The sequence below is a fragment of the Arcobacter sp. L genome (assembly GCF_000284235.1).
Taxonomy (GTDB): domain Bacteria; phylum Campylobacterota; class Campylobacteria; order Campylobacterales; family Arcobacteraceae; genus Aliarcobacter; species Aliarcobacter defluvii.
In genome coordinates, this window is the sequence record NC_017192.1 from 2873180 (window position 1) to 2896329 (window position 23150).

The following is a 23150-nucleotide window of genomic DNA, read 5'->3' on the forward strand; positions in this document are numbered from 1 at the left end:
GTATATGCAACTATTGCGTATACAATTAAAGGATTAAAATGTCTTATGAATTAGAAAAATCTATTGGCTTCAAAATAAACCAAACTGCAAATAAAATCAATAATAAATATATTCAATTACTTCAAACTTTTAATATAGCTCCAGAACAAAGAGCAACATTAGAAATTATAAAATACCAAGAAAATGTCAATCAAACAAAAATTGCAAATATTTTAGGTAAAGATAAAACAACTATAAGTAGAACTTTATCAACTTTAGAAAAAAAAGGTTTTATTCAAAAAAAACAATTAGATAAAAGAACAAATCTTATTAAACTCACAGATCTTGGTGATGAAATTTTAAATAAAAGTTCTAATCTTGTGAAAGAGTTTCGTGATTCTTTATTTAATAATTTAGAAAAAAATGAAATAACTTTATTACTAAACTTACTTGAAAAAGTAGCATTAAATGTACAAGAACAATAATGAAAAAACCTATTAATCACATTTATTTAATAGTTTTACTATCTGTTTTATCATCTGCTGCACCAATGGGAACAGATACATATCTTCCTTCAATTCCAGAAATTGCAAAATCATTTGGTGTTAGCATTGATAAAATTGAGTTATCTTTATCAATATTTTTGATTGGATTTTCTGTTGGGCAAATTTTCGGAGGACCAATTTCTGATAGATATGGAAGAAGAGTGAGTTCAATATTTGGACTTTTAGGTTTTGCTCTATTTAGTTTCATCATTATTTTTATAACAAATATCTATGAATTATGGATTTTTAGATTTTTAGAAGCATTTTTTGGTGGAATTGTTGTAGTAAATGCAGCAGCAGCTGTAAGAGATAGATTTCATGGAGCAGAAGCGGCTAAAGTATTTTCTTTGATTGGAATAGTAAGAAGTTTAGCTCCTCTCTTAGCACCAGCAATTGGTGCAGCAATTATTCATTTTTTTAATTGGGAAGCTGTTTTTATATTTTTAACACTTTATGCTTTGATTGTTACATTTTTTGTTTATAAGGATTTACCAGAAAGTTATACATATATAAAACAAAATATTTTTGAATCATATAAAATCGTTTTATCCCATAAAACAGCCATGAAAGCTATGTTAACACTTGGATTTAGTTTTGGTGGATTTTTTATAATTATTGCAAAGACTTCATTTATATATATTGAACATTTTGGAATTTCAACTGATTATTTCCCTTTTTTCTTTGGAATTAATTTCATATTTTTAATTATTATGATTAAAGTAAATATAAATCTACTGAAAAAATATGAAGATTTGCTTTTAGTAAAAACTGCCATTTTAGTTCAAATTATAGTTGGTTTAATTTTTATACTCCTTCAAAAAGATATACATCTGGTTACTATTATGATTTTAATTGCTTCTTATATGTGTATGATGCCATTTATCTTTGGAAATTGTATGGCATTGGCATTGGAGTTTTTCCCAAAGAATGCTGGAGTTGCATCTGGTGTAATTGGCGTTTTACAATTTGGTTTAGGTGCAATTATCTCTTCAGTCGCACTAAGTTTTCATAATAATACTTTTTTACCAATTGCACTAAGTATTACAATCATTTCAATAATCTCATTTTTGATTATTAGAACTTACAAATAAAAAGGATTTTGATGTTAATAAAAAGAAAATATGAAAGAATTGTTTTTGCTTTTGTTATGAGCTTTATTATGAGTTTCATAATGAGCTTTGTGATTACCTTTATAAATCTTGGTTTCATAGATGGATTTATATTAATTTGGCTTGAAGCATGGATAAAAGCATTTTTTGTAGCCTTCCCAGTAATCACTATCATCTCACCCTTAGTAAAATATTTAGTTCATAAGCTATTAAAAGATTAGGAATTATCCTAATCTTTATTCTATCCTACTTAATAATTTAATACAAATTAATATTTTTCTTGAATAAAAAGTGTCATTTTTTATATATTATTTTAGATTATAATTTATCCATTTAATCCCCTTAATTTACTAAAGGTTGATCTTTTTGTATAGATATTTTTTATATTTGATTTTCCTACCAATACTTTTAATTGCAAATGAGCATTTAGAAAAAATTTCTCTACAACTATCTTGGTTTAATCAATTTCAATTTGCTGGTTACTATATTGCCAAAGAAAAAGGTTTTTATGAAGATTATGGATTGGATGTTGATATTAAATATTTTAATTTTAATATAGATGTTGTAAAAGATGTAAATGAAAACAAAAGTGATTTTGGAATTGCAAGAGAGACATTAATTCCTGAAAGAATCAATAATTATAATAATCTAGTTGCATTATATGCCCTATTTCAAATTTCACCTTTAGTGCTTATTTCAAAGAAAGATTCAAATATAAATGAAATAAAAGAATTTTATAATAAAAGAATTATGCTTACTGATAATGATTATATTCAAGCTTCAATAAAGGCCTTGCTTATTGCAAATAAAGTTGATTTAGATTCAATAAAATTCTTAAAGCATACTCATAATGTAAATGATTTAGTAAATAACAACACAGATATTATAAGTGCATATATTTCAAAAACGCCATATCTTTTAGAAAAAGACCATATTCCTTTTAATATTTTTTCACCAAAAGATTTAGGTTTTGACTTTTATAGTGATTTTTTATTTACTAATAAAACTCTTATAAAAAAAGATGAAGACAAAGTAATTGCTTTTAAAAAAGCTTCTTTATTAGGTTGGCAATATGCCTTTAACAATATAGAAGAGAGTGTTGATATAATTTTAAAAAAATACAACTCTCAAAATCTTACAAAAGATGAATTAATTTATGAAGCTAATGCTCTAAAAAAATTATCTTACTATAAAAACAATCCTCTTGGAGATATAGATGAAAATAAATTAAAAAGAATTTATGATATCTATTATTTAATGGGTTATATCAAAAATTCTACCTATCCTTCTGATTTGGTATTTGATGAATATAAACCAATTTTTAGTGAATATGAGAAAGAATTTTTAAAAGATAAAGATACTTTTAAAATGTGTGTTAGAAAGAATTTTTTACCATATGAAGCGATTATAGATGGGAATATTATTGGAATAAATTCTGAATATTTAAGAATATTTGAGAAGAAGATTGGTAAAAGTATAACATTAGTTCCTGTGAATACTTTAAAAGAATCTATATCTAAACTAAAAAATTATGAATGTGATTTTTTCTCTTTCTTTGATGAAAGTAATATAGAAGATAAAGATATATTATTTACAAAATCTTATATGGAATTGCCTTTTGTTTTAGTAACCACAGGAAAAGACTCATTTATTACAAACTTTGAACAACTAAAAAACAAAAAAATATTTGTTGAAAATAATATTAATTTATTCCAAACTTTAAAAAGAAACTATCCTTATATTCACTTATATACTACATATAATCCATCTTATGCTTTCAAGAAAATTTCAGAAAATAACTCAGATGGATATCTTGGGAATATTGCAAATGTCGTTTATAACTTGCAAAAGGAGTATAATACTGATGTGAATATTACAGGAAATTTTGATTATAAAACGAATATTCTTTTAGCAATAAATAGCAATAATTTTTTATTGCAAAATATTTTAAATAAGGTAATTAGTAATATCTCAAAAGAAGAAAAAGAGTTAATTTTAAATAATTACACTTTATTAAAGTATAAGGAAGTTAAGAATTATAAAACTTTATTTATTGTTTTAATAAGCTCTTTTTTGGTTATAAGTTTACTTACTATTGTTTATGTAAGAGAAAGTATATTAAAAAATAAAATACAAAAATTAAATGAAAACTTAGAAAAAAGAGTTTTAGAAGAAAGTTTGAAAAATAGAAAAAAAGATGAAATGCTATTTAAACAAACAAAATTAGCTGCAATGGGAGAGATGATAAATAATATAGCTCATCAATGGAGACAACCATTAAATAGAATTAACTTATCTGTTCAAATAATTGAAAATATTTTGAAAGAAAATAAAAATTTATTGGAACAACAAGATTTAAATATCATTGATAAAAAAATTTTACACGTAAATAAAAATATAATTTATATGTCAAATACAATTGAAGATTTTATGAACTTTTTTCACCCTAATAAAGAAAAAAATCTTTTTAACTTATCAAAATTAATCATGAAAGCAATCATTTTAATTCAAAGTAAGGATTCAGATATATATTTTGAAATCAAAGTTGATGAAAAAATTAATATTTTCAACTTTGAAAATGAATTATTACAAGTTATTTTAGTCATTTTAGAAAATGCTATTGATAATTTTGAATTAAACTCTTCAAAAAATAAATATCTTGGTATTTTTGCAAAAAAAGAGAAAAAGAAAATTACTTTAATAATAAGAGATAATTCAGGAGGCATTCCCTCATCTATTATTGATAAAATATTTGAACCCTATTTCACAACAAAATTTAAAAAAGAAGGCTCAGGGATTGGTTTATACATGGCTAAAATTCTAATAGAACAAAGCATTGGAGGGAAACTTGATGTTAACTCTGATAATTCTTTTACAAACTTTATAATAACCCTACAAAAGGAAAATAAATGAATAGATTGAATTTATTATATGTTGAAGATGATGAAGAGACAGTAGAAAGTATAGATTTCTTTTTAAAAAGACACTTTAATGAAATATATATTGCACAAGATGGTGAACAAGCTCTGTCTTTTTTTGAAGAAAAAGATCCAGATATTATTATTTTAGATATAAATATTCCTAAATTAAATGGAATTAAATTAGCAACAAAAATAAGAGAAAAAAATAAAAAAGTACCTATTATCTTTTTAACAGCATATAGTGATAAAGATAACCTCTTGCAAGCAATACATCTTCATGCTTTCTCATATTTAATCAAGCCATTTAAAATAAATGAATTAATAGAAACTATTGACAAATGTAAAAAAGAATTTTTCTGTGAATATTCAAATCCAAATCTAAAGAAATTGAGTCAGAATCTCATTTGGAATAAATTAAAAAAAGAGTTATATTTTAATAAAGAAAAAATTTCATTAACTAAAAATGAATTATCTCTTATAAATCTTTTTGTGGAAAATGATTTTAAATTTTTTACACCTGAAGAAATAAATGAATATATCTTCTTAAATCATGACCTAAAAAATAATTCAATAATTCAACTTATTTCACGATTAAAGAAAAAAATTACTGAAATAACAAGTGATTCTGAATTTTTTATCGAAAATATTTACAATAAAGGCTATAGACTGAAATAATTTGCTTCTAAAAGTAACAAAATAATTTTTTGCTAAATTTAGCTTAACATGAATTAATTATTTGTCATTTTTCTACTACAAAGTTGTACTATACTCCTTTATAAAAAAGGGAAGCAAAGGATGTGAAATGTTAAGTAGTCTCAACACGAAAAAGAAATTATTTTTATTTCCTATTCTATTTATTTTAATAGTAATAGGTTCGGCATTAGTGTATCAACACTATAATAATTTATCAACAGCAAGAAATAATGCTGCTATTTCAACAGAAATATTTATCCAAAAAAATCTAAAGGGTAGAATTTCAGTTTATCAATTTCTATCAGAACCAACAGAAATAAAAGATAATAAAGTTCGAAGTGATTTTAAAGAATTAGTAGAAAGTGTTACTCAAGCTAAATTATCTTTTTCTTTAAAAAGAAATAGAGAATTATGTGATGAAATAATAAATTCAATAGAAAACTATTTAGATTTATTTGGCTCTCTTGCAAAAGAAAAAATAAAAAGTTCTACTACAGGTGTAGAATCTCCTGATATAAAAACTATTTCATCAAAAATGGCAGAAATTGGACTAAAAGTTGAAGATAAAATTCAAGAAATAAATAAAAATGCAATTGATTTAAGAGATGAAGCATTTAATTCATTAAATACCGCATTAATTATTCTTGCTGTTGTTGCAATTTTAATCTTTATTTTAATATCTATATTTATCTCAAATGTTATTGTAAATTCATTGACATCATTTAAAAATGGTTTATTAATATTTTTCTCTTATTTAAATAGAGAATCAAGTGAAGTTTCACTTCTAGATGACACTGCAAAAGATGAATTTGGAGAAATGTCAAAAGTTGTAAATGAAAATATAGCAAAAACTAAAAAAGGTATTGAAGAAGATAGAAAACTAATTGATGAAACAATTACTGTTTTAGGAGAATTTGAACAAGGTGATTTGTGTCAAAGATTAAATATCAATGTTTCTAATCCTGCTTTAATGCAATTAAAAGATGTTGTAAATAATATGGCAAATAATCTTGAATCAAACATAGACAATGTTCTTCATATTTTAGAAGAGTATTCTTCTTATACTTATTTAAATAAAATTTCAACAAATAATTTAAAAGAGCATTTATTAAAACTTGCAAATGGAGTTAATACTCTTGGAGATTCTATTACTGAAATGTTGATAGAAAACAAATCAAATGGATTAACGCTTGATCAAAGTTCAAATATTTTACTTACTAATGTTGATAAACTAAATATAAGCTCAAACGAAGCAGCTTCATCTTTAGAAGAAACAGCTGCGGCTATTGAAGAGATTACAAGTAATATAAGACATAATACTGAAAGTATTGCAAAAATGGCAAATTTCTCAGAAAATGTAACTGCCTCTGCAACACATGGTGAAAAATTAGCAAATCAAACAAATGTTTCAATGGATGAAATAAACGCTCAAGTTACAGCAATCAATGAAGCGATTACGGTAATTGATCAAATTGCATTCCAAACAAATATTTTATCATTAAATGCAGCTGTTGAAGCTGCAACTGCTGGAGAAGCTGGAAAAGGTTTTGCAGTTGTAGCTCAAGAAGTTAGAAATCTTGCTAGTAGAAGTGCTGAAGCAGCTAAAGAGATAAAAGAATTAGTTCAAAATGCTACGCAAAAAGCAAACCAAGGTAAAGAAATAGCTGGAAATATGATAGAAGGATATATTCAATTAAATGAAAATATTTCTCAAACTATCAACCTAATTTCAGATATTCAAAATGCTTCAAAAGAGCAACTTTTAGGAATTGAGCAAATAAATGATGCTGTTAATCAACTTGACCAACAAACACAACAAAATGCAATGGTAGCAAGTCAAACGCATGATGTTGCTATTCTAACAGATGAAATAGCTAAATTAGTTGTAAGTAGTGCAGATGAAAAAGAATTTGCAGGGAAAAATGATGTAAAAGCTAGAAATATAGATAAAGCTACTCACCATAAACCAACAACAAAATCTACTACAAAAAGTACAGCAAAAAAAGAAGATACTAAAATAGTATCTAAAAAAATTAATGATGAAGAGTGGGAAAGTTTTTAATCCCACTTTTAAATTATTAAAAACAAATAACTAAATCTTGTACATTATAAATAGTGTCAAGAAAAAGAGGTTAAGTAAGTATGTATATTTTGAATTATCATTACAAAAATAAAATTCATTTAAAAAATTTTTTGCAAAAAAACCATATTAAAAATTCAAATAAACTTTTTATTCAAATTTTACATACTGGAAAAGATTTAAAAAAAGTTTTAAAAATAAAAGATTTTTTAGAAAAAATCTTTTCAAAAGCCTCTATTTTAGGAACTGTAAGTTCAGGAATAATTTCAAATGAAGAGATAATAGATGATGATATTATCATCTCTTTTTCTATTTTTAAAGCCTCTAAAACTTTATCTAAAGGATATAAAAATATAGATTTAGAAGATATCTTAAATGATTTATCTCAAAATATTATAAAATCGAATACTAAACTTCTTATTGCTTTTACAAATGTTTTTGCTTTTGATTCTTCAAATTTCTTAATGAAACTTAATGAAAAATTTCCAAATCTTGTTATTGCAGGGGGAAATACGGGGAATTATTATGAACAAATAAATCCAAATATTTTTACAAAAGATATTTTGGATTGTGATTTAGTAGTTACAACCATAAATTCTGACGTTTTAGAAGTAAAAACAGATTATCTATTTAACTGGGAAACTATAGGTGAAGAGATGATTATCACAAAATCAGATAAAGCCACAGTTTATACAATAGATAACAAAAAAGCAATTAATGTTTACAAAGAGTATCTTGGTGATGAAATTACATCAAATTTACTTGAAAATGCTGGACAATTTCCTTTAATTTATACAGATTCAAATGTGGAGATTGCAAGGGGAATTATAGATTATGATAATGAAAACGGATCTATTACTTTTGCAGGAGAGATTCCTCAAAAGAAAAAAGTAAAATTTGGGTTTGCAAATATTGACTCTATTAAACTACACAATAAACAAAAACTTTTATCTTTATATAAAAATAAACAAGAAGGTGTCTTTATCTATTCTTGTGCAGCAAGACGTGAAATGCTTGGTACATATTTTGAAAAAGAGATGAAAATCTTAAATTGTTTAGGACCTAGTAGTGGTTTAGTTCTTTTTGGCGAATTTTTCCATAATAAAACGTGCAATTGTAATAATTTATTAAATATCACTTCAACCTTTGTAACATTAAATGAGAAAGAATTAGAAGAAGAAATATCATTTAAAGATATAAAAATCAAAACATCAAAAAAAGATATAAAACTAAACGCACTTACAAATCTTATAAAAAAAACAAGTGAAAAACTTGATGAAAACAACTATTATCTAAAACAATTTAAAGAATTAGTTGAAGAATCTTCTATTTATTCAACAACAAATGAAATGGGTGAAATTACTTATGTAAATGAAAACTTTGAAAAATCAAGTGGTTTTAGTAAAAAAGAACTTATCGGACAAAATCATAATCTTGTTAGACACCCTGAAAATAAAAGTTCACAATTTATCAATTTATGGGAAACTATAAGTAAAGGTAAAACTTGGCATGGGCTTATAAAAAATAAAAGAAAAGATGGAAGTTCATATCATGTTTTATCAGATATTGCACCAATTTATTATAAAAATGGTGATTTTAGAGAATATCTTGGAATTAGACATGATGTTACTGAACTTGAAGAATATAAAATACTTTTAAAATATGAACTTGATAATACAAGTAAAACTTTAGCTGATAATCTTAATTATACAAAACAATATGAAAATGCTGTTAATACTTCTGTTGCAATTATAAAAATTGATAAAAATCTTATAATCACCTATACAAATGATAAATTTTTGGAATTAACTCAATATAAAGAAGATGAGTTATTAGGTCTTTCTTGGGATAAATTACTTGATATAAAACATAAAAACAATGGTGATTTCGAGAATATTTCTAAAAGATTAAATGAAGGGGAAGTTGTAAATTATATTTTAAATAAAGTAGGAAAAAATGGAGAAACTTTTATCACAAGATCTAACTTTTATCCTATTACAAATTTAAAAAATGAAACTATTGAATATATAAATGTTTTAACTGATGTAACTGATATATTCAATTTAAATGAAGAGATAATAAACACACAAAAAGAAGTTGTATTTACAATGGGTGCCATTGGAGAAACAAGATCTCAAGAAACAGGACTTCACGTAAAAAGAGTTGCTGAATACTCTTATTTACTTGCTATTTTATCTGGATTAAGTGAAGAAGATGCAAATTTATTAAGACAAGCAAGTCCTATGCATGATATAGGAAAAGTTGGTATTCCTGATAATATCCTAAATAAACCAGGTGTTTTAACTCCTGAAGAATTTGAGATTATGAAAACTCATGCTCAATTAGGTTATGAAATGCTAAAACACTCAAAAAGAGAGATTCTAAAAGCATCAGCTATAGTTGCAAGAGAACATCATGAAAAATGGGATGGAAGTGGTTATCCAAGAGGGTTAAAAGGCGATAACATCCATATTTATGGAAGAATAACTGCAATAGCTGATGTTTTCGATGCCTTAGGTCATGATAGAATTTATAAAAAAGCTTGGCCTTTAGAAGATATTTATAAACTATTAAAAGAAGAAAAAGGCAAACATTTTGACCCAAATTTAATAGATGTATTTTTTAATAATTTAGATAAATTTTTAGAAATTAAAGAACTTTTAGATGATTAAAGTATAAAAGAATTTATCTTTTATACTTCTAATTCAAAAAATGATTCATCAACTTTTTCATATTTTGCAACTGAACAAGTGATTTTTACTGCATTTTCATAATCTTTAAACTCTTCAACAAATAATTTTTGTAATTTTTCTATTTCTACAGCTCTAAATATAAAATATCCTAAAACTTCAGTTCCTCTTGAGCCTGTTTTTTCTATTCCAAAGCTGTCAAATTTCCAATCAATACCTCTTGTAAAAAAGAAAACTTCTGTAATTCTACTTTCTAACTCTTCTCTTACTTTATTATCATATGCTTTTAAATGTACATAAAAAGCTACATTTGTATTAAATTTTGATTGAACTAACTTTTCTTGCTCACTTGTTGTTGGTTTTTCTATTATATTTATATTGCTCATTTTTAAATGCTTCCTAGTTTTTTGCGTATTATAGTAAAGTTTTTTGAAATAAAACTTGTAAAATCTACTTAAACAAATTATTTTTAGCTATTTTTCAAGTTAATAAAAATAATAAAATTCTTTTTACTCTTATTTTTATTATTTTATTATATAATTTTTTTTTATAACAAAGGTATCTTATGAATTATATATTAAATAGTAATACTTCAATTATTTGGAAGTCTGAATATAACATCAATAATTTAAAAATTGATAGAGAACATCAACATTTATTTGCAATTGCAAGAGAAGCACTAAATATCTCAAAATTTAAAAAAAATAATGAACAAATTGATAAATTAAAAAAAATAATAACAAAACTATTTGATTATGTTGGAACACATTTTAGTAATGAGCAAAAATATATGGAAAAAATAAAATATCCTGATTTAGAAAAACACAAACTTCTTCATAAAAATATGTTAAATATGCTTACAAAACTTGTTTCAGAACTAAATAATATGGAAATAGAAGAGATACAAAAGTCACTATATGATTTTATTGAAGAGTATTTTATAAGACATATTATATTAGAAGATAAAAAAATTCAACTTTGGAATACAAATCTTGAAGACTTAAAAAAGAATTTTGGATGGAAAGAGATTTATAGTGTTAATAATACCAAAATTGATGCAGAACATAAACGACTTTTTGATATTGCCCAAGAGGCTTTTATTGAAGTTGATGAGGAATTAAAAGCTTCAAAAATTAAAACTATTTTGACTAAATTGTATGACTATATGAAAACTCATTTTAAACATGAAGAACACTATATGCAAGAGATAAATTATCCATACATAAAAGAGCATAAAAAATTACATGCAGAAATAATTTTAACAATAAATAATTTTGTAAAAAAACTTCCAGATTTAAATGATACTCTTTTTGAAAAAGAGTTAGCAAAGATAATAGATATTGCGTTAGTTCATCATATAATTCAAGAAGATAGAAAAATTATCAATTGGGCAAGGAATAATTAGAAATTATCTTATTTTTTACTTAACAAAGGCTAAAAGATAAATTTTATTATCAACATTTTTATGTTATTATTTTTTCTATTTTATTTTTAATAATTCACTCTTTTAATATAGGCAAAATAATCATGAATAAATATCTTATTAATCTTTTAAAAAAGAAAAAAGAAGTATCTTTAAAAAGTACTGTTTTATCTATTTTTTCTTTGGTAACCATAATCTTGATTATTGTACTTGGTTCTCAACTTTTTTATTTTAGTAAAAAATTATCTCTTGAAAGTATAGATTTACAGCTTAATGGTTTAGTTCAAGATATAAGAACATCTATTAAAAGCAATGAAACTCTTAATTTTAATATGATTGAAATGTTAAGCCTTATGAAAGATAAAAATAATTTTGAATTATATATAAATATATTAGCAACTCATCCCTCTTTATACGCAATTTATACAGGTTATGAAGATGGTAGTTTTTATGAAATTATCAATTTAAATAGCAATAAAAGCCTACCTCAAATTTATAATGCAGAATCCACAGATAAATGGTTACTTATAAAAATTTCAGGGCAAGATATAAATAAAAGAGAAATTTATTTATATAATTCTGATTTAAAATTAACAAATTCAAGAATAAGCGATAATAACTATAACCCAACAACTAGACCTTGGTATAAAATGGCTATTAGTAGTAACTCTTCTATAAAAACTCCACCTTATAAATTTTCTCATATTGATTCAACTGGAATTACTTATGCAAAACAGATATCAAATAGTAAAAATATTATTGCCATTGATGTATTAATAAATGATTTTAGAAGTATTTACAAGAATCATATAAATAGTGATTATATAGATGTTTATTTATTTAAAAAAGATAATACTATTATCTCATCTTTATCGGATAATACAAATTTGTTTAAAGAATTTTTCAAAGAAAATATAATTATAACAGATTTTACAAAACCAAAAATCATCAAATTAAATAAGAAACAATATGTGGTTCAGATAGTACCTCTTAATGAACAAAACAATGAAGAAAATATCATATTATTAGCAGAATATGATAAGATTATTGAACCTTATCAAGTACAAATATTAAATTTATTATTAACTTTTATTATCACTGTACTTTTAATGATTCCTATTATTATATATTTTTCAGGGATTATTGTAAAACCTATTTATGAATTGGTAAAACAAAGTATTAAAGTAAAAAAAAGAAAATATAACACTATTACAAAGGTAGAAACTTCAATACTTGAAGTTGCTTTACTCTCTTCTTCTTTAGAAAGTATGTCTGAATCAATTTATAACTATCAACACTCACTAGAAGAAAAAGTAAAACAAAGAACAAAAGAATTATCTTTAAAAAATGAAGAGTTACTTAAATTATCTATTACTGATAAATTAACTTCACTTTACAATAGAGAAAAACTCGATAAAACACTTCAATATGAAATGAACAGAAGTTTACGTTATGGTGTTGTTTTTTCTGTTATTATAATTGATATAGATTTTTTTAAAAAAGTTAATGATGAATTTGGGCATCAAGTAGGTGATGAAGTTTTAGTTGAAAGTGCTAATATTCTTAGAAATTCAATTAGAAATGTAGATGTTTTAGGAAGATGGGGAGGTGAAGAATTTTTAATTGTTTGCCCACAAACTGATTTAGAAGGTGCTCAAAAACTTGCAAAAAATATAAACAATGCAATAAAAAATCATATTTTCTCAACTTATCCAAAAACTATAACTATGAGTTTAGGTGTTGCTTCTTATAATGAAAATATTTTTAAAGCTGAAGAGATAGTTTCAAATGCAGATAAAGCACTATATAAAGCCAAAGAAAATGGAAGAGATCAAGTTGTAATTTTCAGATAAGAATCTGCATTTTTTGGTATTTTTATTAATATAACATTAATATTAATTGAATAAAATTTAACAATTTTTAGTTAAGGATCTATTTTGATAAGAATATCTAAACTCTCTTTTTTTATTTTAACTATTCTTTTTATTTTATCAGGTTGTGAAGAAAAAAATTCACAATCAGCTCAAACAAAACAATCAATAGAAGTTGGTACAATAACTATAAAAGAACAACCTATTGCTTTGCAACAAGAATTATCAGGAAGAGTAAAAGCAAAATTAGTTTCTGAAGTAAGACCACAAATCAATGGAATAATAGAAAAGCAATTTTTTATAGAAGGTAGTAAAGTAACTCAAGGTGATATACTTTATCAAATAGATTCTTCAAGTTATGAAGCAATTTATAATCAAGAAAAAGCTGCTTTACAAAGTGCAAAAGCAACTTTACAAAGTGCAAAATTAAAAAGTCAAAGATATGATGAATTACTAAAAGTTGATGGTATTTCAAAACAAGAAACAGATGATGCAAAAGCCTCTTATTTAGAAGCTCTTGCTTTAGTTGAAGAAAAAAAAGCAGCACTTGAAAGTGCAAAAATTAACCTTGAAAGAACAAAAATAAAAGCTCCTATTTCTGGATATATTGGTATTTCAACTATCACTCAAGGTGCCTTAGTATCTGCAAATCAAACAACAGCTCTTACAACAATAAGAGATACAAATACCGTTTATGTTGATTTAAACCAATCTCAAACTCAACTTTTAGCACTAAAAAAACTTTTAACAAAAAAGAATATAAAAGAAGGTAGTACTAATGTAAGCCTAATTTTAAGTGATGAAACACTTTATTCACATAAAGGAACTTTACAACTTCAAGAAGTTTCAGTTGATGAAAATACAGGTTCTGTTACTTTAAGAGCAATTTTTCCAAATGATGAAAACATCTTGCTTCCGGGTATGTTTGTAAAAGCAACTATTGAAGGAGCAATTGATACAAAAGCATTTTTATTACCTCAGCAAGCTGTATCAAGAGATGAAAAAGCAAATCCTATTATTACAGTTGTTCAAGATGATAACAGTATAAAAAGACGACAAATTACAATAGAAAGAGCAATAGGTAATAAGTGGGTTGTTACAAGTGGAATTAACAATAGTGATAGAATTATTATTGAAGGTTTAAATAAAATCAATATGAAAAGTAAAGTAAATCCTATTGATGTTACAAATAAATATATTCAAGAGGATTAAAAAAATATGCTAGCTCGTTTTTTTGTTAATCGTCCAATTTTTGCATGGGTTATCTCTTTAGTTATTATGATTGCAGGAACTGTATCTTTATATACTCTTCCTGTTGAACAATATCCAGATATTGCTCCTCCACAAATTAATATTTCTACAACATATACAGGAGCATCTGCTCAAACTGTTGAAAATAGTGTAACTCAAATTATTGAGCAACAACTAACGGGTCTTGATGGAATGATATATTTTTCTTCAAGTAGTAGTTCATCTGGTAGTTCAAGAATTACAGTAACTTTTGAACAAGGAACTGATCCTGATATTGCTCAAGTTCAAGTTCAAAATAAAGTAGAACAAATTCTTTCAAGACTTCCTGATGATGTTCAAAGACAAGGAGTAAGAGTTGTAAAATCTCAAAGTGACTTTTTACTTTTAGCCTCTTTATATGATTCAACAGGAAAAGCAGAAAAAATTGATATTGCAGATTATATGGTAAGTAATTTGCAAGATAGTATCGCAAGAATTGATGGAGTTGGAGAAGTTAGAGTATTTGGTGGTCAGTATGCTATGAGAATATGGCTTGACCCTACAAAGCTTGATGCTTATAAACTTATGCCATCTGATATAAATTCTGCTATTGAGGCTCAAAACTCTCAGGCTTCAGCAGGAAGACTTGGAGGAATGCCTGTTATTGATAATCAACAATTAGCAGTTACTGTTACAGCTCGTTCAAAATTTCAAACAGTAAAAGAGTTTGAAGATATAGTTGTAAAAAGTAATAGTGATGGTTCGCTTATCAAACTAAAAGATGTTGCAAGAGTTGAGTTAGGTTCACAATCATATAACAATATAACAAATCTAAATGGCTACCCTTCATCAGGGATTGCAATTCAACTAGCTTCAGGAGCAAATGCTATAAAAACTGCAAATGCTATAAAAGAGTTTTTAAACAAATATGAACCAAATCTACCAGAAGGTTATAAAATAGATTATCCAAGAGATTCAACTTTATTTATTAAAGCTTCGATATATGAAGTTATAAAGACTCTTTTGGAAGCTATTTTATTGGTAGTTTTAGTTATGTATCTTTTCTTGAAAAATTGGAAAGCTACTTTAATCCCTGCTATTGCTGTTCCTGTTGTTCTTCTTGGAACTTTTGGAATTTTAAATATCTTAGGTTATTCAATAAATACTTTAACTATGTTTGGTATGGTCTTATCAATAGGTTTATTAGTTGATGATGCTATCGTTGTAGTTGAAAATGTTGAAAGAAATATGAGAGAACAAAATCTTGCACCTAAAGAAGCAACTATTCTTTCAATGCAAGAAATCACAAGTGCTTTAGTTGGAGTTGCAACTGTTTTATCAGTTGTATTTTTACCTATGGCATTTTTCAGTGGTTCAACTGGAGTTATATATAGACAATTTTCTATAACTATTGTCTCTTCAATGATTCTTTCAGTTATTGTTGCACTAACGTTAACACCAGCTTTATGTGCAACTATTTTAAATCCAATAAAACAAGAAGAACAAAAGAAAAATGGTTTCATTAATTGGTTTGGAGAGATGTTTAATTCTCTTTCTTTAAAATATAAAGCTACATTAAATAAGATTTTACTAACTCCAAAACGTTGGATGTTTATCTATGTATTAATTATTGGTTTATTAGGTTTTGTATTTATAAAACTTCCTACAAGTTTCCTTCCAAAAGAAGATCAAGGTACAATTATGATTCAATATACTCTACCTGAAGGAGCTATAACCTCAAGAACAGTAGAAGTTGCAGAGAAAATCAAAGATTATTTCTTGGTTGAAGAAAAAGAAAATATGGATTCTATTTTTACTATTTCAGGATATAGTAGTAGAAGTAGTGGTCAAAATGTAGGAACAGCTTTTGTCTCTTTAAAAAGTTGGGATTTAAGAAAAGGTGTAAATAATCGTTCTGATATGATAGGACAAAGAGCTTCAAAAGCTTTTGCAAATTCAAAATCACCTTATTTTATCAGAGATGCAAGAGTAATTGCAATGAATCCACCAGTAATTCAAGGTTTAGGTCAAAGTGATGGATTTGAATTTCAACTTCAAGCAGATGCTGGAACAACAAGAACTAAACTAGCAGAAGTAAAAGATAAAATCTTAGAAGAGGCATCATCAAATACTAATATAGATTCCGTAAGAGCAGATGGTACAGATAGTACACCTCAATTAAAAGTCAATTATGACATAAATAAAGCTTTGGCTTTAGGACTTAGTTTAAATAATATTGATTATACACTTAGTGCTGCTTGGGGTGGAATTTATGTAAATGATTTTATTGATAGATCAAGAGTAAAAAGAGTTTATATTCAAGGTGATGCTCCTTTTAGATCAAAACCTGAAGATTTATATAGTTGGAAAGTTCGTAATTCTGCTGGAGAAATGACTTCATTTTCAGAATTTGCAACTACAAAGTGGGAATTTGGACCAGAAGAACTTACTCGTTATAATGGATTTGCTTCATTTGAGATACAAGGTTCAGCATCAAATGGTGTAAGTTCTGGTGTAGCTATGGATGAAATGGATAAAATCGCCAATAAATATTCATCAGGAACTATGCATGAATGGAGTGGATTATCTTATCAAGAAAAAATATCAACTGGTCAATCTGGATTATTATATACAGTATCAATCTTAGTTATATTTTTATGTTTAGCTGCTTTATATGAAAGTTGGTCTGTACCTTTTTCTATTTTGATGGTGGTACCTTTAGGAATTATCGGAGCTGTTTTAGCTGTATATTTTAGAGGATTAGACAATGATGTATATTTTCAAGTAGCTCTTCTTACAACTATTGGTTTAGTTTCAAAAAATGCTATTTTAATTGTAGAATTTGTTGACACATCGTATAAAGAAGGAAAACCTCTAATCCAAGCAGCTGTTGAAGGTGCAACTTTGAGATTAAGACCTATAATTATGACTTCTTTAGCTTTTATTGCAGGTATTACACCTCTAGCTTTATCTACAGGAGCTGGAGCAAATAGTAGAATTTCTATTGGTACAGGAATTATAGGTGGAACTTTAACTGCAACCGTTCTTGTTATTTTCTTTGTTCCACTATTTTTTGTTTTGATTAAAAAAATTACATCAAATAAAAACTTAACAAATGAGGCAAACTAAAATGATTAAAACAAATATATCAATATTTTTATTAATAGTTATTTTTAGTGGTTGTGTCTCTTTAGAGCCAAAACTTGAGCCTTTAGATTCAAAAGTTATACCAAAAGAGTGGAAAACAAATATTGAAAATAATAGTAATGATTTAGCTTTAATAAAACCATCTTGGGAAGATTTTGTAAAAGATGAAACACTAAAAAAAGTTGTATCAAAAGCAATTGAAAATAACAAAGATTTAAAAATTGCACTTTTAAATATTGAAGCAGCAAGGGCAACTTATCGAATTTCAAGAGCTGACCTTTTCCCTAATATAACTGGAAATATGGATATATCTCACTCAAAAAGTTTAAATTCATCAAATAACTCAACAATTTCTCATAATTACAATGCAAATATAGCAGCATCTTATGAATTGGACCTTTTTGGAAAAATAAAAAGTTTAAATGAAAATGCACTAAACAGCTATTTATCAACTCAATTTGCAACAAATGCAACAAAAATTTCTCTTATTAGTGAAACTATAAATGCTTGGATTATTTTAGCATCAAATATGGAGCAACTAGAACTCGCAAAACAAACAGCAACAAATCTTCAAAAAGTTTATGAACTTACCCAAAAAAGATTTACAGCTGGTGTAGTTTCAAAAAATGATGTTTACGATGCAAATGCTTCACTAAAAGAGAGTGAATTAAATGTAATTTCATATTCAAAAAAAGTTGAAGAAAATAAAAATGCACTTGAGTTACTAATAGCAGAACCTTTAAAAGAAGATTTTTTACCAAAAGATTTTGAAAGTTATAAAAATAGTTTAATGATAGTAAAATCAGGAGTTTCTTCAAATATTTTACTTTCAAGACCTGATATTATGGAAGCAGAATATAATCTAAAAGCTAAAAATGCAAATATTGGAGCAGCAAGAGCTTCTTTCTTCCCATCTATTTCACTAACTGCAAGTTCTGGATTAGCAAGTAGGTCTTTATCTTCGTTATTTGATGGTGGAGCAAAAAGTATTTGGTCTTTTTCTCCAAATATTTCTATTCCAATTTTTAATGCAGGAGAAAATCAAGCAAATCTTGATTACTCTTATACTCAAAAAGATATTGCATTATTAGAATATGAAAAAAGTATTCAAACTGCATTTAAAGAAGTATCTGATACTTTAATCACAAGAGCTACAATAAAAGAGCAAATCCAAAAACAAAAAGAGTTAGTTGATTCTGTTTCTAAAAGTTATGATATATCTTTAAACTCTTACAAAATTGGTGTTGGTTCATATTTAAATGTTCTTATTGCTCAAAGAACTTTGATAAGTTCACAACAAGCCTTAATAAATACATATTTAGAAGATTTGACAAATAGAGTTTCCTTATATAGTGTTTTTGGTGGAAATGAGAAAGTTGAATAATTTAATCTCTTAAAAAGTTTTTTAAAGAAAGAACGGATACAATTCGCAACTTTATTTTAAGGATTAATATATGAAAAAAATCATTTTAGCAACAGCTTTATCAATTTCAGCACTTTTAGCTTTTGATATTGGTGGGGCATTAAAAAATGCTGGTACAGCTACTGGAACTGCTGCATTAAATGGAGATACTGATGTAAAATCTCTTTCAAAAACAGCTGCTGAATCAGCTGGATTAACATCAGAAGCTTTAGGTGAAAAACTAGCAACTGCTGTAAAATCAAATAATACTGCTGTTTCTTCTATGGATAAAGCAAAAGAGTTATGTTCTCAAGCTTCACAAATTCAATCTTTTGCAAATATTAGCAGTGATATTGTTAAAAAAGCTATCACTGTTTGTACAGAAAAAGTTTTAGAAACTAAATAATTATTTATAAAAAGAGGAAAGATTTATATTTTCTCTTTTTATAAAAATCTCAAATACTTCACATGAATATCGAATATAAATTTCTACAAAAAGCAATCAATGATAAAAATTATATTAGTTTTAGTTATGAAAATAAAAGTTATAAAAATATCAAACCTCTAAAACTAGATAATGAGAATAGACTTTATAGTGATAAAGGTGTTTTTGAGTTTGAAAAGATTAAAAAGTTGGTGGTTTTGAGGGAGAAGTTTTAAAAAGTTATTTTAAATTATTTATTATATACTTTTACACAAATATGAATGAGGTAAGAAATATGATAAACAAAGAAGAGATACTTCAAAATGCCAAATTATGGTTTAAAGAATCAATTGCAAAGCAACATATCAAGAATACTAAAAAACTTTCAAATATAAAAAAATTCCAAATTAACCCTTTTTTAATCACTTATCTTTCAAATTTCTTAGAAGGTAATAACGAACCTATTAGTATCGCAAAAGCTTTAATTCTTCCAAAAGTTTTAGGAACATCAATAAATACATCTTTTGGTACTCAAATACAAAAATTTACATCAAATGTTCTTTCATCTTTTGCAAGTACAACAAGTGGAATTGATATAGAATTTATTGATCAAATTGATGGTGAAAAAAAATATTGCCAACTAAAATCTGGTCCAAATACAATAAATAAAGATGATGTTGAAACTATTGCAGGGCATTTTAAGAATATTATAAATTTAGGAAAAACAAATAATCTAAAACTTGGTTTTCATAACTTGATTGTAGGTGTAATCTATGGTGAGAAAGAAGAATTAAGTTCCCACTATAAAAGAATTTCTAAAGATTACAATTATGAAGTAATAGTTGGTGAAGATTTTTGGCATAGATTAACAGGAGATAAAGATTTTTATTCTGATTTGATTAAATCAATTGCTGAAGTAGCTGTTGAAGCAAATTTTAAAAATGAACTTAATGAGATTATAATTGAGCTATCAAAATCTGATTATATTCAAGAACTATCTAAAGAATTAAATTCATAAAATATTGCAATATGCAATATTTCTTATGTTTTATCAAAATATATTCTATAATTTAAAATACATTTTAGTATAATAACCATGTTTAATGTTGTATAAGGTGGGTATATGAATCAACGCATTTTTTCACTTAGTGAAACTGCTGAAATTTTAAATGTAGATAAAGAAACGCTAAGAAGATGGGATAATCTAGGGAAATTAAAAAGTATTAGAAATCCAATAAATAATTATAGAGAATATAGAAAAGAGGATATTGTACTTTTTGAAAAAGGAAAGATATATTTTAATGAAAAACCTTCTTCTATTATCAATACAAAAAAGATTTATAAAAGTATAGAATTATTTGCAGGTGCTGGTGGTTTAGCTCTAGGACTTGAAAAAGCGGGTATAGAACACATACTTTTAAATGAAATAGATAAATATGCTGTACAAACTTTAAAACGAAATAGACCTCATTGGAAAATTGAACATAGTGATGTTTCAAAAATAGATTTTACTCCTTATAAAAATAAAATAGATTTATTAACAGGTGGTTTTCCTTGTCAAGCTTTTAGTTATGCTGGAAAGAAATTAGGATTTGAAGATACAAGAGGAACACTATTCTTTGAATTTGCTAGAGCTTTAAAAGAGACAAATGCACCTGTATTTTTAGCAGAAAATGTTAGAGGATTATTAAGCCATGAAAAAGGTAAAACGCTTGAGATCATGATTAATGTTTTAAATGAACTTGGTTATCACGTATTTAAACCACAAGTTCTAAAAGCCATCTATTACAAAGTCCCTCAAAAAAGAGAAAGATTAATCATTGTAGGCATAAAAAAAGAATTTATGGGAAAAATAAATTATTCATATCCTGAACCAAATGAAAAAATATATACTCTAAAAGATGCCCTAAAAAAAGGAGAACTTTTTGATAAAGATGTTCCAAAATCATCAGGTCAAAAGTACCCAAAAAGAAAAAAGGAAATTTTATCTTTAGTACCTGCTGGTGAATATTGGAGAAGTCTTCCTCTTGAAATACAAAAAGAATATATGCAAAAAAGTTTTTATTTAGGAGGAGGAAAAACTGGAATGGCTAGAAGAATAAGTTGGGATGAACCATGTTTAACACTAACTTGTTCACCTGCACAAAAACAAACTGAAAGATGCCATCCAGACGAAACAAGACCTTTTGAAATTAGAGAATACGCAAGAATACAGACTTTTCCTGATGATTGGATATTTGAGGGTTCTCAAAGTCAACAATATAAACAAATAGGAAATGCTGTTCCTGTTAATCTTGCGGAAGCGATTGGTTACTCTATCATAAATTTATTAAATGATATAAATTTAATTAAAAAATAATTAAAAGTTATTGGAAATTTATTTTTCCAAAACTCTTCCCAACCAAATACCCACTCGCCCAAGCAAAATGAAGATTAAAACCTCCCCTATTCCCAACTATATCTAAAACCTCTCCAGCAAAATAGAGATTTTTCACTAACTTACTCTCATAAGTTTTGTTATCAACTTCGATAGTTCTCACTCCTCCACCACTTGCTTCTGCATGACCAAAACCTTGAGTATCTATGATTTTCATTTTCCAAGAATTTAGTTGATAGGCTATTGCTTTTATCTGTTTTGCATTTATTTCATTTGCTTTTGTATCAAGACTGATTTTACAAATATCAAGTAACACAGGAGCTATTTTATTTGAAACCATTCCAGTTAAGATATCTACAACTTTTTGAGTTGGTACAGTTTTTAACAAACTTTGTATTTGGTCGGCTAAGTCATTTTTATTGATTTTTGGGAAGAAGTTTATTGCTATTTTCACATCTTGATATGAGCTTAGATTTAAAACAGCAAGTTGTGAGATATCAAGTATTGCAAAACCTGAAACTCCATAACTTGTAAAAAGTACATCTCCAAATATCTCTTGCTCTAAATTATTGTTTACAAATAGACTTACTAAACACTCTTTTTTTACCCCTTGAAGTTTTCCATTGTAGTTATTATCAGTTTGAAGTCCCACAAGTGAAGGATAAGTTGGATTATATGTGTGTCCAAATTTTGAAGCAAAGTCCAAACCACTTTCATTTGCGTTTAGTTGGGGAGCTGCACCTAAACCATTTGAGATTAGAACTTTGTCATAGTTTTTATATTCAAATTCAGCTGTTTTTACTACAAATTTATCTTCAATTTTTTCTATATCTTTTATGAAATGTTCTAAATATAGTTTTATATCCAACTCTTTTAAAGCAAGCTCCAAAAGATTTGTTACAGATTTTGCTTCATTTGAAAGAGGATAAACTTTTCCACTCTCTTTAATATCTAGTAAAAGTCCGATACTTTTACAAAACTTTTCAAAAGCTTTGAAATCAAACTCTTTTAAAGCAAAATTTACAAACTCGGGATTTTCTCCAATATAGTTTTTTGAAGTTATCTTGCTATTTGAGATATTGCATCTTCCATTTCCTGAAGCTAAGATTTTTTTTCCAATACCTTTATTTGCATCAAACATATCTATTTGTAAATTTTTATTTAATCTTTTAGCTGTAATTGCAGCCATAATTCCAGCTGCTCCACAGCCAATAATCGCTATTTTCAATACTATTTCCTAAATCATTTTTTTGATTATA

Annotated in this window: 18 protein-coding genes; 16 read left to right on the forward strand and 2 right to left on the reverse strand. The window is 26.0% G+C overall.

Annotated features, from left to right (window positions below):
• Positions 1 to 38: 38 nt before the first annotated feature.
• The 7 genes from ABLL_RS14225 (at position 39) to ABLL_RS14835 (ending at position 9999) form a co-directional block, all read left to right on the forward strand.
• Complete coding sequence (locus tag ABLL_RS14225) at positions 39 to 464, forward strand: MarR family winged helix-turn-helix transcriptional regulator (RefSeq protein WP_014475481.1); 426 nt, start codon at positions 39 to 41, stop codon at positions 462 to 464.
• Positions 464 to 1615 carry a multidrug effflux MFS transporter gene (locus tag ABLL_RS14230; RefSeq protein ID WP_014475482.1) on the forward strand — a complete coding sequence of 384 codons (1152 nt, stop codon included), beginning with the start codon at positions 464 to 466 and terminating at the stop codon, positions 1613 to 1615. The genes ABLL_RS14225 and ABLL_RS14230 overlap by 1 nt, the downstream gene beginning before the upstream one ends.
• Positions 1616 to 1626: 11 nt before the next feature.
• A complete protein-coding gene (locus ABLL_RS14235) occupies positions 1627 to 1854 on the forward strand; it encodes a DUF2798 domain-containing protein (RefSeq protein ID WP_014475483.1) in 228 nt (75 codons plus the stop codon).
• 145 nt (positions 1855 to 1999) lie between these two features.
• Complete coding sequence (locus ABLL_RS14240) at positions 2000 to 4546, forward strand: ABC transporter substrate-binding protein (protein WP_014475484.1); 2547 nt, start codon at positions 2000 to 2002, stop codon at positions 4544 to 4546.
• Positions 4543 to 5229, forward strand: a complete 687-nt coding sequence (locus tag ABLL_RS14245; RefSeq protein WP_014475485.1) for a response regulator transcription factor — start codon at positions 4543 to 4545, stop codon at positions 5227 to 5229. Before ABLL_RS14240 ends, ABLL_RS14245 begins: the two co-directional genes overlap by 4 nt.
• A gap of 127 nt (positions 5230 to 5356) precedes the next feature.
• On the forward strand, positions 5357 to 7309 hold the full coding sequence (locus ABLL_RS14250; RefSeq protein WP_041654947.1) for a methyl-accepting chemotaxis protein: 1953 nt from the start codon (positions 5357 to 5359) through the stop codon (positions 7307 to 7309).
• 131 nt (positions 7310 to 7440) lie between these two features.
• On the forward strand, positions 7441 to 9999 hold the full coding sequence (locus ABLL_RS14835; protein WP_158310012.1) for an HD domain-containing phosphohydrolase: 2559 nt from the start codon (positions 7441 to 7443) through the stop codon (positions 9997 to 9999).
• Positions 10000 to 10019: 20 nt separating this feature from the next.
• Here ABLL_RS14835 and ABLL_RS14260 read toward each other — a convergent pair whose 3' ends face one another.
• Positions 10020 to 10403 (reverse strand): hypothetical protein, encoded by a 384-nt coding sequence (locus tag ABLL_RS14260; protein WP_014475488.1) that lies wholly within the window; start codon positions 10401 to 10403, stop codon positions 10020 to 10022.
• Positions 10404 to 10582: 179 nt separating this feature from the next.
• On the opposite strand from ABLL_RS14260, the gene ABLL_RS14840 reads away from it, so the two are divergent.
• The 9 genes from ABLL_RS14840 to dcm all read left to right on the forward strand — a co-directional run bounded on the left by ABLL_RS14840 (position 10583) and on the right by dcm (position 21873).
• The gene (locus ABLL_RS14840; RefSeq protein WP_014475489.1) at positions 10583 to 11422 is read left to right on the forward strand and encodes a bacteriohemerythrin; all 840 of its coding nucleotides are present in this window, start codon (positions 10583 to 10585) and stop codon (positions 11420 to 11422) included.
• A gap of 122 nt (positions 11423 to 11544) precedes the next feature.
• A complete protein-coding gene (locus ABLL_RS14270; protein WP_014475490.1) occupies positions 11545 to 13293 on the forward strand; it encodes a diguanylate cyclase in 1749 nt (582 codons plus the stop codon).
• A gap of 84 nt (positions 13294 to 13377) precedes the next feature.
• On the forward strand, positions 13378 to 14523 hold the full coding sequence (locus tag ABLL_RS14275) for an efflux RND transporter periplasmic adaptor subunit (RefSeq protein WP_014475491.1): 1146 nt from the start codon (positions 13378 to 13380) through the stop codon (positions 14521 to 14523).
• A 6-nt stretch (positions 14524 to 14529) separates the two neighbouring features.
• Positions 14530 to 17670: an efflux RND transporter permease subunit gene (locus ABLL_RS14280; RefSeq protein WP_014475492.1), complete on the forward strand. Its 3141-nt coding sequence runs from the start codon at positions 14530 to 14532 to the stop codon at positions 17668 to 17670.
• Between the two features lies 1 nt (position 17671).
• Entirely contained in the window at positions 17672 to 19072 is a 1401-nt protein-coding gene (locus ABLL_RS14285; RefSeq protein WP_014475493.1) for an efflux transporter outer membrane subunit, read from the forward strand.
• A 70-nt stretch (positions 19073 to 19142) separates the two neighbouring features.
• Positions 19143 to 19496: a hypothetical protein gene (locus ABLL_RS14290; protein ID WP_014475494.1), complete on the forward strand. Its 354-nt coding sequence runs from the start codon at positions 19143 to 19145 to the stop codon at positions 19494 to 19496.
• A 62-nt stretch (positions 19497 to 19558) separates the two neighbouring features.
• Entirely contained in the window at positions 19559 to 19750 is a 192-nt protein-coding gene (locus tag ABLL_RS14295; protein ID WP_014475495.1) for a hypothetical protein, read from the forward strand.
• 59 nt (positions 19751 to 19809) lie between these two features.
• On the forward strand, positions 19810 to 20532 hold the full coding sequence (locus tag ABLL_RS14300) for a PmeII family type II restriction endonuclease (protein WP_014475496.1): 723 nt from the start codon (positions 19810 to 19812) through the stop codon (positions 20530 to 20532).
• A 105-nt stretch (positions 20533 to 20637) separates the two neighbouring features.
• On the forward strand, positions 20638 to 21873 hold the full coding sequence (dcm, locus tag ABLL_RS14305; RefSeq protein WP_014475497.1) for a DNA (cytosine-5-)-methyltransferase: 1236 nt from the start codon (positions 20638 to 20640) through the stop codon (positions 21871 to 21873).
• Between the two features lie 7 nt (positions 21874 to 21880).
• Here dcm and ABLL_RS14310 read toward each other — a convergent pair whose 3' ends face one another.
• Positions 21881 to 23119 (reverse strand): NAD(P)/FAD-dependent oxidoreductase, encoded by a 1239-nt coding sequence (locus ABLL_RS14310; RefSeq protein ID WP_014475498.1) that lies wholly within the window; start codon positions 23117 to 23119, stop codon positions 21881 to 21883.
• Between the last annotated feature and the right edge of the window lie 31 nt (positions 23120 to 23150).

Coding starts and splice junctions, on each gene's coding strand:
- ABLL_RS14225 (WP_014475481.1), top strand. CDS start 39: ATGTCTTATGAATTAGAAAAATCTATTGGCTTCAAAATAAACCAAACT.
- ABLL_RS14230 (WP_014475482.1), top strand. CDS start 464: ATGAAAAAACCTATTAATCACATTTATTTAATAGTTTTACTATCTGTT.
- ABLL_RS14235 (WP_014475483.1), top strand. CDS start 1,627: ATGTTAATAAAAAGAAAATATGAAAGAATTGTTTTTGCTTTTGTTATG.
- ABLL_RS14245 (WP_014475485.1), top strand. CDS start 4,543: ATGAATAGATTGAATTTATTATATGTTGAAGATGATGAAGAGACAGTA.
- ABLL_RS14250 (WP_041654947.1), top strand. CDS start 5,357: ATGTTAAGTAGTCTCAACACGAAAAAGAAATTATTTTTATTTCCTATT.
- ABLL_RS14260 (WP_014475488.1), bottom strand. CDS start 10,403: ATGAGCAATATAAATATAATAGAAAAACCAACAACAAGTGAGCAAGAA.
- ABLL_RS14840 (WP_014475489.1), top strand. CDS start 10,583: ATGAATTATATATTAAATAGTAATACTTCAATTATTTGGAAGTCTGAA.
- ABLL_RS14270 (WP_014475490.1), top strand. CDS start 11,545: ATGAATAAATATCTTATTAATCTTTTAAAAAAGAAAAAAGAAGTATCT.
- ABLL_RS14280 (WP_014475492.1), top strand. CDS start 14,530: ATGCTAGCTCGTTTTTTTGTTAATCGTCCAATTTTTGCATGGGTTATC.
- ABLL_RS14285 (WP_014475493.1), top strand. CDS start 17,672: ATGATTAAAACAAATATATCAATATTTTTATTAATAGTTATTTTTAGT.
- ABLL_RS14290 (WP_014475494.1), top strand. CDS start 19,143: ATGAAAAAAATCATTTTAGCAACAGCTTTATCAATTTCAGCACTTTTA.
- ABLL_RS14295 (WP_014475495.1), top strand. CDS start 19,559: ATGAATATCGAATATAAATTTCTACAAAAAGCAATCAATGATAAAAAT.
- ABLL_RS14300 (WP_014475496.1), top strand. CDS start 19,810: ATGATAAACAAAGAAGAGATACTTCAAAATGCCAAATTATGGTTTAAA.
- dcm (WP_014475497.1), top strand. CDS start 20,638: ATGAATCAACGCATTTTTTCACTTAGTGAAACTGCTGAAATTTTAAAT.